Source organism: Asaccharospora irregularis DSM 2635 (genome assembly GCF_900129815.1).
In the GTDB taxonomy this organism is placed as follows: Bacteria; Bacillota; Clostridia; order Peptostreptococcales; family Peptostreptococcaceae; genus Asaccharospora; species Asaccharospora irregularis.
Genome location: NZ_FQWX01000020.1, coordinates 1 through 17262, shown reverse-complemented (window position 1 = coordinate 17262; position 17262 = coordinate 1). Strand labels below are relative to the sequence as shown.

15 protein-coding genes and 1 riboswitch are annotated in these 17262 nt (G+C 29.4%); of the genes, 3 read left to right on the top strand and 12 right to left on the bottom strand.

What is annotated here, in order from left to right:
• Positions 1–13 precede the first annotated feature (13 nt).
• From mutL to BUB34_RS08565, 7 genes are all read right to left on the bottom strand, one after another.
• The gene (gene mutL, locus BUB34_RS08595) at positions 14–1999 is read right to left on the bottom strand and encodes a DNA mismatch repair endonuclease MutL (protein ID WP_073126471.1); all 1986 of its coding nucleotides are present in this window, start codon (positions 1997–1999) and stop codon (positions 14–16) included.
• Between the two features lie 28 nt (positions 2000–2027).
• Positions 2028–4844 (bottom strand): DNA mismatch repair protein MutS, encoded by a 2817-nt coding sequence (gene mutS / locus BUB34_RS08590; RefSeq protein WP_073126469.1) that lies wholly within the window; start codon positions 4842–4844, stop codon positions 2028–2030.
• Between the two features lie 124 nt (positions 4845–4968).
• Entirely contained in the window at positions 4969–5691 is a 723-nt protein-coding gene (locus BUB34_RS08585) for an ABC transporter ATP-binding protein (protein ID WP_073126467.1), read from the bottom strand.
• Positions 5672–6685 carry an ABC transporter substrate-binding protein gene (locus BUB34_RS08580; RefSeq protein WP_073126466.1) on the bottom strand — a complete coding sequence of 338 codons (1014 nt, stop codon included), beginning with the start codon at positions 6683–6685 and terminating at the stop codon, positions 5672–5674. Before BUB34_RS08580 ends, BUB34_RS08585 begins: the two co-directional genes overlap by 20 nt.
• 25 nt (positions 6686–6710) lie before the next feature.
• Positions 6711–7472 carry an ABC transporter permease gene (locus BUB34_RS08575; RefSeq protein ID WP_073126464.1) on the bottom strand — a complete coding sequence of 254 codons (762 nt, stop codon included), beginning with the start codon at positions 7470–7472 and terminating at the stop codon, positions 6711–6713.
• Positions 7447–7737, bottom strand: coding sequence for an MTH1187 family thiamine-binding protein (locus BUB34_RS08570; RefSeq protein ID WP_073126462.1), 291 nt, complete (start codon positions 7735–7737; stop codon positions 7447–7449). Before BUB34_RS08570 ends, BUB34_RS08575 begins: the two co-directional genes overlap by 26 nt.
• Positions 7738–7809: 72 nt before the next feature.
• Positions 7810–7909, bottom strand: a riboswitch (TPP riboswitch).
• 90 nt (positions 7910–7999) lie between these two features.
• Positions 8000–9238 (bottom strand): MFS transporter, encoded by a 1239-nt coding sequence (locus tag BUB34_RS08565; RefSeq protein ID WP_073126460.1) that lies wholly within the window; start codon positions 9236–9238, stop codon positions 8000–8002.
• A gap of 96 nt (positions 9239–9334) precedes the next feature.
• Between BUB34_RS08565 and BUB34_RS08560 the strand changes: the two genes are divergently transcribed.
• Complete coding sequence (locus tag BUB34_RS08560) at positions 9335–9946, top strand: NUDIX hydrolase (protein WP_084120324.1); 612 nt, start codon at positions 9335–9337, stop codon at positions 9944–9946.
• 75 nt (positions 9947–10021) lie between these two features.
• Here the strand turns inward: BUB34_RS08560 and miaB are convergent, their stop codons facing one another.
• A complete protein-coding gene (gene miaB, locus BUB34_RS08555) occupies positions 10022–11455 on the bottom strand; it encodes a tRNA (N6-isopentenyl adenosine(37)-C2)-methylthiotransferase MiaB (RefSeq protein ID WP_073126456.1) in 1434 nt (477 codons plus the stop codon).
• 228 nt (positions 11456–11683) lie between these two features.
• On the opposite strand from miaB, the gene BUB34_RS08550 reads away from it, so the two are divergent.
• Together BUB34_RS08550 and BUB34_RS08545 are read left to right on the top strand one after the other, a co-directional pair.
• The gene (locus tag BUB34_RS08550) at positions 11684–12340 is read left to right on the top strand and encodes a DUF421 domain-containing protein (protein ID WP_073126454.1); all 657 of its coding nucleotides are present in this window, start codon (positions 11684–11686) and stop codon (positions 12338–12340) included.
• 22 nt (positions 12341–12362) lie between these two features.
• A complete protein-coding gene (locus BUB34_RS08545) occupies positions 12363–12743 on the top strand; it encodes a DUF4363 family protein (RefSeq protein WP_073126453.1) in 381 nt (126 codons plus the stop codon).
• A gap of 92 nt (positions 12744–12835) precedes the next feature.
• On the opposite strand, the gene truA is transcribed toward BUB34_RS08545, so the two are convergent.
• From truA to BUB34_RS08525, 4 genes are read right to left on the bottom strand one after another with little or no spacing between them, the layout of a single operon-like run.
• Positions 12836–13573 (bottom strand): tRNA pseudouridine(38-40) synthase TruA, encoded by a 738-nt coding sequence (gene truA, locus BUB34_RS08540; RefSeq protein ID WP_073126451.1) that lies wholly within the window; start codon positions 13571–13573, stop codon positions 12836–12838.
• Between the two features lie 30 nt (positions 13574–13603).
• Entirely contained in the window at positions 13604–15034 is a 1431-nt protein-coding gene (locus BUB34_RS08535) for a sensor histidine kinase (RefSeq protein WP_084120320.1), read from the bottom strand.
• A gap of 2 nt (positions 15035–15036) precedes the next feature.
• Positions 15037–15735: a cell wall metabolism DNA-binding response regulator WalR gene (gene walR, locus BUB34_RS08530; RefSeq protein WP_073126447.1), complete on the bottom strand. Its 699-nt coding sequence runs from the start codon at positions 15733–15735 to the stop codon at positions 15037–15039.
• A gap of 23 nt (positions 15736–15758) precedes the next feature.
• Positions 15759–17135 carry a hypothetical protein gene (locus tag BUB34_RS08525; protein ID WP_073126445.1) on the bottom strand — a complete coding sequence of 459 codons (1377 nt, stop codon included), beginning with the start codon at positions 17133–17135 and terminating at the stop codon, positions 15759–15761.
• Positions 17136–17262 lie beyond the last annotated feature (127 nt).

Below are 17262 nucleotides of genomic sequence, written 5' to 3'. Positions count from 1 at the left end.
TAAGTTTAACTGTTTACATAATTCTTTTGAACATTTTTTCTATTTCGTTTTTTGATATTTCAACCATTATAGGCCTTCCATGGGGGCATGTAAAAGGATTTTCACATTCCTCTATTTGTGATAATAACTTGTCTATTTCTATATTATATATCTTATCATTTGCCTTTATTGCAGACCTACAAGCCATAGATGCAAACTTCTCGCCCTTTAACTCATAGTTGTTTTTTATATCATCTATATTGTCTATTATTTGAAGTATAAATTTTTCTGATTCTGGTAATCCAAATATATTAGGTACACTCCTTATAACTATATGATTGTTTCCAAACATCTCTATTTCAAAACCAAATTTTAAAAACAAATCTAGGTGCTTTTCAACTTGTAAAATATCAACACTTGAAAGTTCCATTACTATAGGATCAATTAACATTTGTATGTCTATATCTCGGCTATAGAATTTATTCATGTACTTTTCATATAGTACTCTCTCGTGTGCTGCATGCTGATCTAGTAAATACATAGAATCTTCCTTGCATAGGATTATATACGTATTAAATACTACACCTATTACATTATAACCACTTAGAGTAAATTTAGTACTTTTTTGCAAAGTCTTTTCTTTTTCAAAACTCGTATCTTCAAAAAATCCCTCTTGAATACCTTCATCTTCTACAATATCTTCACTATTGTTGTCATCTTCTTTATATGATACAGTATTATCTAAATCCTTGCTTATATTATCTAGTATTTTTAAACTTTCCTTATTTATATTGTCAACTGATAGCTTTGTATCTAGCATTCTCTCTGATTTTTTGTTTATAGATTCCAAAACCTCACTAACAGATTTAAATGAATTTAAATCCTCATCCTTAGGAACTGTCACAACTTCTATTTTATTGTCTTCTTTATTGTCCGGATTATTTTCTGGGTTATTTTCTGTATTGTATAACTGATTCTCTTTTTTGTTTACATATTTATCATCATAGTTTTTGTATATACCAACTAGGTTAGATTGCAATAACTTACCCTTTAAGTAGTCTTTAAGCTCTACATATATTTCCTTTTCACTTTCAAATTTTATCTCCATCTTATTTGGATGTATATTTACATCTATAGTAGATGGATTAACCTTTAAGTTTAAAAAACATACAGCATGCTTGTTTATAGGTATAATAGACTTGTAACTCTCAGATATCGCATCTAATATAACTTTACTTTTTACAAATCGATTGTTTATATAAATGTGTTGAAGATTTTTATTTGCTCTATATACATTATTTGTACCTATATATCCACTTAGTTCAAAGTGATTATTTTTAAAATCTATTTCTACTAAGTTTTCAGTTACATCCTTTCCATAGACACTCCTTATTACATTTATAAGTTTCCCATCTCCAGGTGTATTTAACATTGGTTTATTGTTATTTATATATTTAAATTGTATTTTGGGGTTTCCTATTGCCAGCTTATTTATTAAATCACTAATATTTATAGTTTCTGCATGTGTTGATTTTAGAAACTTTTGTCTAGCTGGTGTATTAAAAAATATGTCACTTATTATTAGTGTAGTACCATTTACACATCCTATAGGTTCTTTTAATATTACCTTTCCACCCTCTAAAACTACCTTTGTCCCAATAGGTTCATCTTTAGTTTTTGTAATCATCTCTAGTTTTGATACTGAAGATATTGAAGCTAGTGCCTCACCTCTAAATCCTAGAGAATATAAATTATCCAAATCCTCCAACCTTTTTATCTTGCTTGTAGCATGTCTTAAAAATGACTTATCAACTTCACTAGATAAAATACCTATTCCATCATCTGTAATTCTAATTAGTTTTTTGCCTCCATCAACTATCTCTATAGTAACTTTAGATGAGTTGGCATCTATACTATTTTCTATAAGTTCTTTTACTACAGAAGAGGGTCTTTCAACTACCTCTCCTGCAGCTATTTTATTTATTGTCAAATCATCTAATACATTAATTTTATTTTTCATTTTGCACCTCCATGAGGTAATTTAAATATTATTTGTTTTTTGCCTTTTTGTGAAGACTATATAACACATTCATTGCATCTAATGGGGTCATATTCAAGATATCTAAATCCAAAATTTCTTTTATTAAGATATCATCAGTATCATCATTTTTCATAATATCAAATGCTATTTGTGTAGTTTGAGCCTCACTACTCTCTTTTTTGTTGTTTAATTGTTCTTCTAATTTTTCATAATCTACTTTTATGTGTTTGTAATTTTTTAAGAGTATTTCGTGCTCTGCTCTTAATGCCTCATATTTATTTTTAAAATCATTATTTGTAATTCTAAATATTTCTTGTTCTAACTCAATTACTTTATCTCTATTGTCTACAGCTAAATTTTTTCTATCTTCACTTCTTTTTTTATTTATATTTATGTTATTATCTACATGGTTTTTCTCTAAGTCTTTTAAAATATTTTTTGCCCTATCTATTACCTCATCTGGAAGTTTCGCTAGTTTCGCAACGTATATTCCATAGCTTTTATCTGCCCCTTGTGGAATGATTTTTCTAAGGAAAATTATACTTTCTCCCTGTTCTTTAACAGCTATTGAATAATTTTTAACTTCATCAAATTTATTTTCAAGGTCTGTAAGTTCATGATAGTGAGTAGCAAATAAAGTCTTACATTTTATATGACTTTGAATATACTCTACTATCGACCATGCCAAGCTTATACCATCATAGGTACTTGTCCCTCTTCCGATTTCATCAAGTATCACTAAGCTTTTTTCTGTTGCATTCCTTAGTATTTGAGACACTTCAGTCATCTCAACCATAAATGTAGACTGACCTTGTGATAAATCATCACTTGCACCAACCCTTGTAAAAATTCTATCACATACAGATATATTTGCATACTCAGCTGGAACAAACGAGCCTATGTGTGCCATCAAAACTATTATTGCACTCTGCCTCATATAAGTGGATTTTCCTGCCATATTAGGTCCTGTTATTATGTTTATTATATTTTTCCCAGTGTTTAAATAAGTATCATTTGGTACGAAATTTTCTTCTCCTATTATATTTTCAACCACGGGATGACGTCCATTTCTTATATCCAACTTATTTTCTTCGTTTATTTCTGGTTTTATATATCCGTTTATATGAGCTACAGTTGCTAGAGATGTAAGTACATCTATATTTGCAATTGTTTTAGCCACCTTTTGTATTCTATCTATATTTTTATATATAGTTTGCCTAATTTCTACAAATATTTCATACTCTAATACTTTTATTTTTTCCTCTGCATTAAGTATCTTATCCTCTATCTCTTTTAATTCCCCTGTTATAAATCTTTCTGCATTGCTTAGAGTTTGCTTTCTTATATATCCATCATCAATTTTTGCTGATTGTAAATTTGCCTTTGTTATTTCTATATAGTATCCGAAAACCTTATTAAATCCAACTTTTAAAGATTTAACCCCTGTTTTTTCCCTCTCTCGATTTTCCACTTCTTTTATCATAAAGGCGCCGTTTTTAGATATATCTCTAAGTTCCTTTAGTTCATTGTTAAATTCAGATTTAATTATATTTCCGTCTTTGATAGTTATTGATGGCTCTTCAATTATAGCCTCATCTATTAAATTGTAAATATCTTCTAATGTATCTAGATTTTCTATACTTTCTCTGAGTGTTTTTGCAGTTGATAAATCTATGATTTCCTTTAGGTTTGGAAGCTTTTCTATAGAGTTTCTTAAGTTTATCATCTCTTTTGGTGTTACTTTTTCAAATGCTATCTTTCCACAGATTCTCTCTATATCATAGATATTTTTTAATATATCGTTTAAGTCTTCTCTTAACCCAAAATCATTTTTTATCTCTTCTATTAGATTTAATCTCTCTTCTATCTTATTTTTATTTACCAACGGTTCCTCAACATATTTCCTAAGCAATCTTCCACCCATAGCCGTAGATGTTCTATCAAGCACATGAAGCAAAGATCCCTTCTTTTTGTTTCCTCTTATAGTTTGAGTTAGTTCTAGATTTACTCTAGTGAACATATCAAGTACCATAAATTCAGATGAATTATATATATTTATATTATTTATATTAGATGTTATTTGCTTTTGAGTATTGTATATATAGTTTAAAAGTATAGATAAACTCAACTTTATTGCGCCAGAATTATCTAACTTTAAACTCCTTAAATACTCTTTTGAAAAATATTTATTTAATATATCCGTATCCAAGTATTCTTCACTAAATTTTTCATTTATGTATATATTGCTAAGGATTGCTATGTCTTTAATTTCTGGCATAAACCCTAAGTCATTTAGTATTATTTCTGTTGGGTGTATTTTAGCTATTTCCTCTACTACCTTGCTTGAATGTAGATATGTGGCGTTTACCTCTCCCGTACTTATATCCACATATGTTAGTCCTACATTCTCATCTTCTTTATACAGAGCTAGTAAGTAGTTGTTTTTTTTATTTTCAAGTAAATTTCCCTCTAAAACAGTTCCAGGAGTTATTACCCTTATTACATCTCTTTTTACAATTCCTTTTGTAGTAGCAGGATCTTCCATTTGTTCTCCTATTGCTACCTTGTACCCGTTTTCTACAAGCTTTGATATATACGAATTAGCCGAGTGAAATGGAATTCCACACATTGGCGCACGATCTTCAAGCCCACATGATTTCCCGGTCAATGCTATTTCAAGTACTTTTGAAGCTACAACTGCATCTTCAAAGAACATTTCATAGAAATCTCCCAGCCTAAAAAATAGGATACAGTCCTGATATCTATCCTTTACATCAAAGTACTGTTTCATCATTGGAGTAAGTTTGTCTCTATCTATTTGCATCTTCGAACCTCCTTTGCTTCTAAATATTTATTATATCACAGTTACTAAGTATTATTAATATTGGACAAAAAAATAATACATGCCCAAAATATTTATATGGAACATGCATTATTTTCTAGTTAAACTAAAGTAATTCAAGTATTTCTTTTTTTAATTTAGAGATGTCATCTGAACTATATTCATTATCCTGACTTCTATCAATAAAGAACTCTTTTTTTACTACCGCTGGCCTTTTAGATAGTACATAAACCCTATCTGATAGCATTATAGCTTCATCTATATCATGAGTTATAAGAAGTATAGTAGAGTTGACCTTTTTTTTAACATCTAATAGCCATTTTTGCATAGAAGTTTTCGTTATTGAGTCAAGTGCTCCAAAGGGTTCATCTAAAAGCATTATGTCATTAGAATTCATAAATGTTCTAAGGAAATTTGCCCTTTGTTTCATTCCCCCGGAAAGCTCTTTTGGATATTTATATTCATACCCACTAAGTCCAAAAATTTCAAAGTATGGTTTTACTACCTCGTGAGCTTTTTTCTTTTTCTCTTTTTTTAAAATAATAGGAAGAGAAACATTATCTATTATAGTCTTGTATGGCAAAAGCAAATCCTTTTGGTACATATAGCTTAGTTTTCCATCTATATTTAAACTGCCACTACTATAGCTAGTTAAATTTGCTACTATATTAAATATGGTACTTTTCCCACATCCACTTGGCCCTAAGATAGATACAAATTCACCTTCATATACCTTTATATTTATGTCTTTTAAAACTTCTACGTCATCGTAATTTTTACATAAATTTTCTATAGATATTTTTATTTTTTTATTGTGGTAAGAATTCATTAGTATAAGCCTCGCTCGCCTTCATACCTTTTTCTATTAATTTATATTCAGTTAAGAACTCTGTATAATTATTCCATACACTGTCTTTCATTTCTCCCCATCTAGGTGCATCATCTTTGTACTTATCAGCTAGGTACTCCTGACTCTTTATAGCCAATTTTTCATCTATTTCTGGGGCATGTTTTAATAACATTTTAGCAGCTTTTTCAGGATTTTCTATAGAATACTCATAACCCTTAGTAGTTGCCTTTAAAAATTTCTTTGCAAGTTCTGGATTTTCTTTTAATAATTTTTCATTAGATATTATCAAAGGAGTGTAATAATCTAATCTCTCATCTAAATCTTTTACTGGGATATAGTTTAGTTCTTTTCCTATTATCTCTGCATTAACTCCGTCCCATCCTTCAAATATCCATGCAAAGTCTATACTCTTACTTGTAGCTGTAAAGAAATCATCTTGACCGATATCAACTATATTTAACTTGCTAAAATCAGCTCCATTTTTCTTCATAACTGCCTCAAACACTGCATTTTCAGATGGTGAACCCCATCCACCGTAAGTTTTACCTTCAAAATCCTTAGGTGTAGTTATATTTTTTTCTTTAGGTGATGCAAACCCTGATGTGTTGTGCTGTATAACGGTTGCAACAGCCTTTATAGGAAGTGGATCCTTGCTTGTTTTTGCATAAGTAACTTCTTCTTGATAACTTATACCAAAATCAGCTTTTCCTGTAGCAACTAAAGTAGCAGCTCCACTATCAGATGGTTGTACTATTTCAACATCCAATCCTTCTTCTTTGAAGTATCCATTCTCAAGAGCAACAAATAACCCTGTATGGTTAGTATTTGGTGTCCAGTCTAAAACCATAGTTACTTTTTCAAGTTCTTTGCTGTCTTCTTTCTTTTTATCTGACTTATTTGAAGCACAACCTGTTAGAGTTGATAACATAAGTGCACTTGCTAATCCCAGTATACCTAATTTTTTTAGTTTCATGGTAACCTCCAAGTTTAATTAATTTTTAGTTCTTTTTAAGCACTACTTTTTTGATACTTTCACAAACACCTACAAATAATAGACTCAAAATCACAACTATTATAGTCGAGGCAAAAACTTTATCAAGTGCATATGCACTTTTAGATCTTACCATATATACTCCTAGCCCTTGGGTACCCCCCAACCATTCTGCAACAGTAGCTGCCATAACTGCGTAGGTTGACGATATTTTAAGACCTGAGAAAAACTTGTCCATGGACATAGGAAATTTCAAATGTACAAAAGTATTTATTTTGTTTGATTGCATAGTCTTAAATAAATTCAAATAATCTCTGTCTATATTCTCTATTCCATCTACGAAATTTACAAGTATTGGGAAAAAGCATGTTAAGCATACCATCAAAATTTTAGGTAGCTCCCCAAACCCAAACCATATTATAAGTAGTGGTGCTATTGTTATTGTAGGTATCATCTGCGTCACTAACATTATTGGGTAAAAACATTTTTTAAATATAGGTATAAAATCCATAATCACCCCTACTATCAATGAAAGCGATATTGCTATAATTAATCCTAGTACTGCCTCTTCTAAGGTAACTAATGAATGTATGTATAAGTTTTTGTAGTCCTTAGAAAATACCTCTATTATATCTATTGGCGTTGGCAATATGTACTGTGGTATGTTTAAAGTTTCAACTACTACCTGCCAAATAACCAATATAAGTAAAAATGTAGTTATTGGATATATGCTGGATTTTATCCTATCTATGATTTTTAAGTTTTTCATCTATAGTTAAGCCTCCAGATTTTTCATCCACTCTAGCCACTGTTATAACTCTTTCACATCCTAATTCAAATGGTAATTTGTGAACCTTCTTTAAAAGATCAAAAACCTCATCGAATTCGCCTTCAAAAGTGGTACTCATAGCTCCTATTTCATACTTAAGCCCACTTTTTTGTATTTCTTCTATACAAGCATCCACTACCTTGTACATCTCTTCCTCACCTTTATAAGGTCTTAATGGCATTACTGCAACATCTGCTATAACCACTTTAATCACCCTTTCTTATATATTATTTTTTAAAATACAAAATAAAAACCTATCCCATAGGGATAGGTTTGTTTAGCACTCTTGTTTTCTCCCTACGCTGGCATTATCCATACAGGTTAAAGGGTCGAGATAAAAATCTCCTCTCAGCTAATTCGCTCCCCTGAACTATGTAATCTAAATTTTATTATACTACAATTATCATATTTTAACAAATATTGTAGTATAAGACTCTTTGTTTGATTGTACTAATATATATCTATATTTATTTTTCAATTACTTCTGGATTGTATCTTAGTTTATAGGCATATTTTATAAATAAATACACAGTAGCTCCCAAGCATCCATATATTACCCAGGCTATATTGTAGCTATTGAAGGTATCATTTATAAATCCTGAAAATGGTGAAGCTATAGAACATCCCATCATTCCTACAAAGGTTATTATCCCTAGTATAGAAGCATAGTCTTTTTTACCATATAAGTCTCTAGCTAAAAACGGCAACGATACTGTCCCCAAACTGGACCCAATAGAAAATATAATACTAAATACTATACATATAGGCTTGCTCGTTCCAATTGTACATAAAGTAAAAACTATTACAAAGCATATACTTCCAATAAAAAATACCTTTTTTCCACCTATTTTGTCTAATAAATTCCCCATTAAGAATTTTGACGCCATAAGACCTACTAAAAATATAGAATTTATTGTAGCTGCAAAATTTGAACTATGTCCTATATCTGTTATAAAAGAAGGCAAATGAGACAAAAGACCTGTGTTTATAAAATTAAGTATAAACACACCTAAAAGTAACGATTTAAAATGCTTGTTATTTTTTATTTCTTTTAATGTATACCCACTAATATCTAGTTTTAAATTTTTATTTTTAGATTCTCCATAAGGTTGCTGTCCTATACTACTTGGACTTTCTTTTATAAAAATAATTATAATTGGTAAGGTAACAAATAAACATATAAGACCAACTGCCATATACGCTGATCTCCAGCTTCTCGTATTAATTAAAAAATTAATCAGTTGAGTTGCTAAAAATCCACCCACACCAGTAAATGAAAGTACTATCCCAGTTATAAGTCCGCTTTTCTCCTCAAACCACTTGGATATCAATACATTTACAGGAACTGATGTTGCAAATCCCATACCGATTCCGGTCATTACAGAACATATATAAAATAGTGGCAAAGACTCTACAAATGAAAAACCTATAAGCCCAAAACTCGCAAAAACAGTTCCCAAAATCATTGAGTTTTTTATTCCTATTTTATCTATTTTCTTTCCTATAAAAAATGATATTACTGCAAAAGTCATAGTCATAAGCGCCATTTGAACAGAAATTAATGACCTCGATACACCTAAATCATTAGATATGTACTTTACAAATAGCCCCGGCGTATTAAATATAATTCCATAAACAGTTGACATAACTATACATGCACAAATTACTACTATCCATCCATAAAAAAAGTTATTTTTTGTCTTCATAATCTCTCCTGATCTATTTAATTTTTTGTATATTTTAATATTATATCTATATTATAATATATATACAAGCATTTAAATTTTTAAAAGGAGAGTATAATGATTGATGAACTTAAAGAAAAATTTAAAAATTTCAAACCTTACATAAATGGCGAAGAAAAAATGAAAAAAGCTTCTGTTTTAATTCCCATTGTGAAAAAAGATAATTCATATTACATATTATTTGAAGTTAGATCTAAAAATTTAAAAAATCAACCTAATGAAATTTCTTTTCCTGGTGGGAAAATAGAACCTAATGAAACCCCTTATAAGGCTGCTATTAGAGAGACTTGTGAAGAACTTGGTACCTGTAAAGATAATATAGAAATAATCTCTTCACTAGATTTATTTATAACTCCTGCAAAATATATAATACACCCTTATCTGGGTTATATAAAGGACTTGAATTGTTTGGATATAAACGAGGATGAGGTAGATCACGTTTTTATTGTTCCTATAAAGCATTTTTTAGAAAATCCTCCTAGTATTTATAACAATACTATTAAGATTGTTCCTAGTGATGATTTTCCTTATGATATAATCCCTAATAAAAGGGAGTATAAGTTTGAGACTGGGGTATATCCTACTTTATTTTATAAGTATGAGGATTATATTATATGGGGGATAACTGCAAGGATTTTGTATAATTTTCTTGGTTTTTTGACTTCTTAGGAATCTAGTTAAAAAGTGTGCATTTAAATGATATTTAATCACTCCAAATGCACACTTTATCTCAATCAAATATATCTATTTTTTTAAAACACCATTTAATGCAAAAGTCTTAGCTTCAACTATCTCAACCATTACTAACTTACCGATTAAATCGTCATTTCCACCTTCAAAATTCACAAGTTTATTTTGTCTTGTTCTTCCTGCAAATTTAGTTTCATCTTGTTTACTTCTTCCCTCTACTAAAACTTCTACAGTTTTTCCTTCATATTCTGCATTTATCTCGCCAGATATCTTATTTACAAGTTCTAAAACTCTATTAAATCTTTCATGCTTTATATCATCTGGTATCTGATCTTCCATTTTTGCTGCTGGAGTTCCTTCTCTTTTAGAATATATAAACGTAAATGCAGAGTCATATCTTACCTTTTCAACTACATCTAGAGTATCTAAAATATCTTCCTCTGTTTCTCCTGGAAATCCTATCATTAGGTCTGTTGAAAATGCTATATTTGGAACTTCTTTTTTAGCTTTTTCTATTATTTCTAAATAGTATTCTTTTGTATAATGTCTATTCATTTTATTTAAAAGCCTACTACTTCCACATTGAATTGGTAAGTGTAGAAATTCACATACTTTTTCACAATCCCTCATAGCATATATAACTTCGTCAGATATATCTTTAGGGTGTGAAGTCATAAATCTTACTCTTTCAAGCCCTTCTATATCATTTACCATACGCAGAAGTTCAGCAAATTTTATAGGATTTTCTAAAGTCTTGCCGTATGAGTCGACATTTTGCCCAAGTAGTGTTACCTCTTTTGTACCGTTTGCGACCAATTCCTTTATTTCTGCTATTATATCTTCTGGAGTCCTACTTCTTTCTCTTCCTCTAGTGTATGGAACTATACAGTAAGTACAGAAGTTATTACATCCATACATTATATTTACAAAAGCTTTTAACTCAAATTTTCTATTGCTTCTTAATCCTTCTACAACTTCTCCATCAACGTCCCATACATCAATTAACATTTTTTCTGAATCTATAGATTTAACTAATAGTTCTGGGAATTTATACAGGTTATGTGTTCCAAATATTAAATCAACGTGTCTATATTTAGATTTTAACTCTTTTACTACATGAGGTTGTTGCATCATGCAACCACATACTGCAATTTTTAAGTCAGGATTTTTTCTTTTTGCTAATTTTAAGTGACCAAGGTTCCCATATACTTTTAATTCTGCATTTTCTCTTACTGCACAGGTATTATATATTATTAACTCACATTCTTCTACCATCATCCCTTGAACATAGCCCATATCTTCTAGCATTGCACTTAATTTTTCTGAGTCATGCTCATTCATCTGACATCCAAATGTTTGAATTAAATACTTAGGCTTTTGCTGATGTATAGCATAATACCTTGAATTTATTTCAGATACAGCTTCTATAAATCTGTCTTGTTCTTTTATTTTCTCCATAGGAACTTGTACTTGCTTTCTTTTTCCCATAGTCAATTCCTCCTAGTTCTGTTTTTGCATATGAGAATAATTATACCATATTTATAGTAAATTTCTCAATTAAAGTAAAATCAAATCTTAATTACTTATAGGTTTTTGCTATCTAAATTATACAGTAAATCAATTCATTACATTGTAAAATTTTTCTTCTAAGATCTTGGTATTATTATATTTTTTTAGTAAATACTAATGTTATTATGATAATTTAAGGAGAAGTTTATGGTTATTGTATTAATTAGAAGTATAATACTATATCTAGCTGTTCTAATAGCTCTTAGAGTAATGGGAAAAGGCGAAATTGCTGAGATGAACTCTTATGATTTAGTTATAACACTGCTAATAGCAGAGGTAGCCTCCCTTCCCATGGAGGATAATAGCTTGCCTATTATCTACGGAATAGCTTCTATAACTGGTCTTGTACTTATGCAGACTTTAATCTCATATTTGTGCTTAAAAAGCAGAAGTTTTGCCGCACTTTTATCTGGGAAGCCATCTGTCTTAATTAGTAAGGGCAAAATTAATTACAAGGAGTTAAAAAAAGAGAGAATAAGTATAGATGAGTTATTAGAGCAACTTAGAATAGAAGGTTATTTTCATATTAAGGATGTTCAATATGCAATACTGGAAACAGACGGAAACCTTAGTGTACTCCCTTCGTCTGAATATAATAGTACTCCAACTAAGGAATTTAAACATCTACCTTTAGTATTAGTTCTTGATGGTAAAATTATAGACGAGAATCTTGATATGCTTGCTAAGGATAAAAATTGGCTAATAAGCACTCTAAAATCACACAATGCTGATAATATAAAAGACGTATTAATATGTGTTTTAGATGAAAATGACAAAATATTTATCCAGAAAAAACAAAGTTAAACTCAATCGAGGTGATTAAATTTTGAAGTCTTTATTTTCAGTTTTAACATGGACTTTTATATTTTTATTTCTAGGTTTTTATATAAATACAGAAATCGAAAATTTTTCAACTAAATATGAAAATAAAATAAGCGTAATTGAAAATCATATAATCGAAAACAATTGGGATGATGCTAAAGAAGATCTTGAAGATTTAACAAAATCTTGGCATAAAGAAAAAAATATTTGGTACAAACTTTTAAATCACGAATATTTCAATAATGTATCTCGTAATCTAAATATTTTAGATAAGGCTATTTCACTGAATGACAAGCCACTATCATTTGAACAGATTGAACTAATCAAAATGGCTTTAGATAATATAGTCGAAAGTGAGAGATGTGATTTAAATCATATTTTCTAATATCCTTTTAAATACTTAAAATAAAAATCAAAATAGCTTTTTATGATAAAATCTATTTATTTAGAAATTATCATAGAAAGCTATTTTTTGTTCTAATATTTTACTTTGTATAGAGATAATCCTTTTGCAAGTGCTGTCTCTGATGCTTTGGTTCTATCCTTAAGTTCTAACATTTCCTTTATATCTATTGGTTTCTTTTTCCCTAATCCAACTTCTATAAGAGCTCCTACTATTATTCTAACCATATTATATAAAAATCCATTTCCCTCTATATAAATTTCTATTAGATTTTTATTTTCTTTTATATTTATAGCGTAGATTTCTCTTATATTAGACTTCTTTTTAGATTTAGATGATGCAAAGCTTGTGAAATCATGCTCGCCAACTAGATATTTACTGGCCTCTATCATCAATTCTAAATTTAATTTTTTATTTATATGTAGTGCATATTTCCTAGTAAAAGGATCGTGGAATTTATTATTGTCTATCTTATATAGATAAGTTTTTGTCTTTACATTATATCTTGAGTGAAATCTCTCATCAACTTCTTCCATTTCTTTTACTACAATATCCTCTGGCAAGTACTCATACAGATATCTTTGCATTTTAGGTATAGAATCTTCAAACTTAGTCTTGAAATTTACAACCTGACCATGTGAATGAACACCCATATCTGTTCTTCCAGATCCGATTATCTCTATTTCTTCACCTGTCATTTTACTAAGAACTGTTTCTAGTTTTCCCTGTATTGTCATATCGTTATCTCTAAGTCTTTGAAATCCTTTGTATCTTGAACCATCGTATGCTACTACCATTTTTATATTTCTCATGTTTTCCTCTTTTCAAAATTTAATCAAAGTTTAAATTGATTCTATTAGTTTATTTTTTATTGTAAATGTTATACATGTTCCTAAGTCTTTTTCACTTTCTATAGACATTTCACCGCCATGTAACTTAACTATTTCGTTACTTATAGCTAGTCCTAAACCACTTCCTGCTTTGTTGTAATCTTCTTGGAAAAATTTATCTAATACCTTTGTTAGATTTTGTTTTTCTATTCCTGCTCCATTGTCTTCAACTTTTACAGTCGTATACGTATCATCTTGTGATACTATTACCTTTATGTAGCCTTCGTTTTTAGTGAATTTAATTGAATTCTGTATCAGATTTATAAGTACCTGTCTTAGTCTGTTTTTGTCCCCCTGAACACTTACTATATTCTCGGTTTCAAATTCAGCAATTAAAGCTATGTCTTTTTCATCTGCTTTTACTCTAAGTTGGTTTACTACTCCAGTAGCCAATGCCTTTATGTCGACAATATCTATCTGAAGTTTTATTCTATCTGAAGAAAGGCGTGAAAAATCTAGAAGTTCCTCAACCAGTTTTATAAGTCTTTCAGTCTCATCCTGGATAATACCCAGCCCTAAATCCAACTCATCTTTTGTTATACCATCATATCCGAGTGTTTCACTCCAACCTTTTATAGATGTTAGAGGTGTTCTTAGTTCATGTGATACAGATGATATAAACTCTTCTTTTAATTTTTCACTTTTGTCTATTTCTGATGCCATATGTTCAAAAGTTTGAGCCAAATCACCTATCTCATCATTTGGGATATTAGTATTTTTTAGCTTTATACTGTAGTTCCCATGGGCTAATTCATTGGCAAATTGTTTTAATTCTCTAAGTGGTCTTATTAGAGTTTCAGCAAATTTAAGACTTATTGATATTGCAATAAGCAAAATAAATATACCTGCTAATATAAGCCCTATTTCAACCTTAAATATAGCATTATCAATTCGGTCCAAAGAAACTGTATATCTTACAACTCCTTCTACAATATTGTTTACCTTTAGAGGCGCTGAAATACTCATAACATGCTCCCCTGTATCCTCTATTTTGTAAGTATATGGAGTTAGATGTTTTGAGTCCCTTAAGGCGTTTTCAACATCCTCATACTCCGCTTTTTCTTCAGTATTAAAGCTATATTGATCTATTATTATATTCCTGTTTTTGTCTATTATCTGAATCCCAAAGCGGGGGTTATTTTCTACACTTTGAATTTCAAAGATTTTATTTATTTTGTTCTCAAAGCTTGTTGTTTCCATAGTTACTGTATTATATACATTATTTGTATAGTCAACTTGAGATTTTAATAACTGTCTTACAGAATCATAGTAATAATTTTGAATATATAACATGAATAATCCTTCAAATAAAGTAACAGTTATAATAATTATAGTGAAATAGTTTTTTATTACTTTTTTTCTTAAGCCTTCAAAATGTAGCACTATTATTCTTCCTTTCTAAAACAGTATCCATAACCCCAAATAGTTTGTATATATTTTGGCTTTGATGGGTCATCCTCTATTTTATTTCTTATTCTTCTTATATTTACATCTACTATTTTAAAATCATATAGGTAGTTAGTTCCCCAAACCTCATCTAATATTTGATCTCTGCTTAGTGATTGTTTTGCATTAGATATTAGGTATTTTACTATTGAAAACTCTGTCGGTGTAAGTTCTATTTCCTCATTATTTTTGAATAATTTTCTCTTGTCTATATCAAGTACAAATGGTGGAGACACTATTTGATTGTTTTTAGTCTGAGATTCATCTTTGCTGACCCTTCTAATTAGGGCAGATACTCTAACTAATAATTCTTTTATACTAAACGGTTTTATAATATAGTCATCAGCCCCAGATATAAATCCTTCTATTTTGTCATCCTCTTGTGCCTTAGCTGTCAACATTATTATTCCAACTTGGTCAAAATTTTGTCTTATAAACTTACATACTTCTATACCGCTTATATCTGGAAGCATTACATCCAATAACGCTATTTTTATTCCTTCTTCTGTTTTCATCTTTTCTATAGCTTCTTGTCCAGTTCCTGCCTCTATTATTTCATAACCTTCTCTTTTTAAGTTTATACTAACAAAACTTCTAATTCCTATTTCATCTTCTAATATAAGTATTTTTTCCTTCATATTCAAAGTCCTCCCAATAGATACTATTCATATATTAATGAGAAATACTCTCTTAATGCAGAATTAGTAATGTCTAGCCTTTCCATTTCTTTTATATTATTTGGATATAACACAAATCTATAATCCTCAGTCTCCTCAAGAACAGTAGTAGTCTTTGTACCAGTACCTTTACTATCATCTGCAACAACTTTATTTTCTGCCGATATAGTAAATAATTTCTTAGGCTTTCCATTTACTATATCATAATAATAAAATTTAAATAATACATTATCATTAGAGTACTCTGGTTCTATTATTATTTTATTTACCAAATTATTCGGTATTAATAATTTATAATTATACTGATAACTATAGTATATTTGACTAGTAAATAATAATCCAGATGACTCGTCCATCTTACCATTCCATCTATACCAACTTGTATTTACCGAGGATTTTATGTTGTATGTATTGCCAGTTCCAACTACTATAGGTATATCAATAATACCATCTTTATTTATATCTTCTGCAGGAATATAATAAGCCTTAGCTATATTTCTATCGTAGTCACTAAAAGCCTTATAGAGTTTTCCATCTTTAAGATATAATATCTGTGTTATATAAGTATTGTCTTTAATATTCGGGATATCTAATATTACTCCCTTTACCATTTTATCTTTTGTAAGTTTTGCAACATTATCAATAGTAATATATGAATTGTTTAAATTTTTTACATTTTCAAACTTAACATAGTCCTTTAGCTTAATATTTTTATCAAAATTAACTATACTAGCATACATTTCATTGTTTTTTGGATTTAGGTTTAATATTAATATATCTAAAATATTATCATCGTCTACATATCCTATCTTTACCTTCATATCGTGAAAATCTTCGCTATTTTCAATCCACTCAGATCCATAACTACAGATTTTTTTTATTTCATCGTCAACAAAGTTATATATATGCATATAGGTTGTGTCGTTTTCTTTTATAACTAATATTATCTCCTTATTTCCATCATTATCTAAATCATAGAAATTAGCATACTCTATAGAATCTCCCTCTTGCAAAATATTGCCTTTATCTGTATATTCATTTTCACTTTCACTTAATATCATAAATCCTACTTCATTTGTGTTATCGTTTAAATTTTCCTTTTTTTCAAATACAATCAATTCTTTTACCCTATCTCCATTCAAATCAACTTTATTGATTTTTCCTACTTCCTTTGAATTAGACGGTAGTATTAATGAAGAATTTTGAGGTAATAATTGATTTATCCCTTTATATAATATCTCTTTTTCTTCATTATATATAGGTTTTTTTGCTAGCTGTTCTGGAGATTGTGTATCTTCACTACATCCAGTAAATAAAAAAATTGTTGATACTGCTAAAATTGCTAACTTAAATAATTTCATTTAAAGTCCCCCGCTTACTTCCTTCTCGCAATATTCTCTAAAGTTATTTAGACGTTTTTTCTCTTCTTTAATAGTTTGCTCTGTCAAATTACCTCTACCCAGCCTATCACACAAAGATAAATTGTAT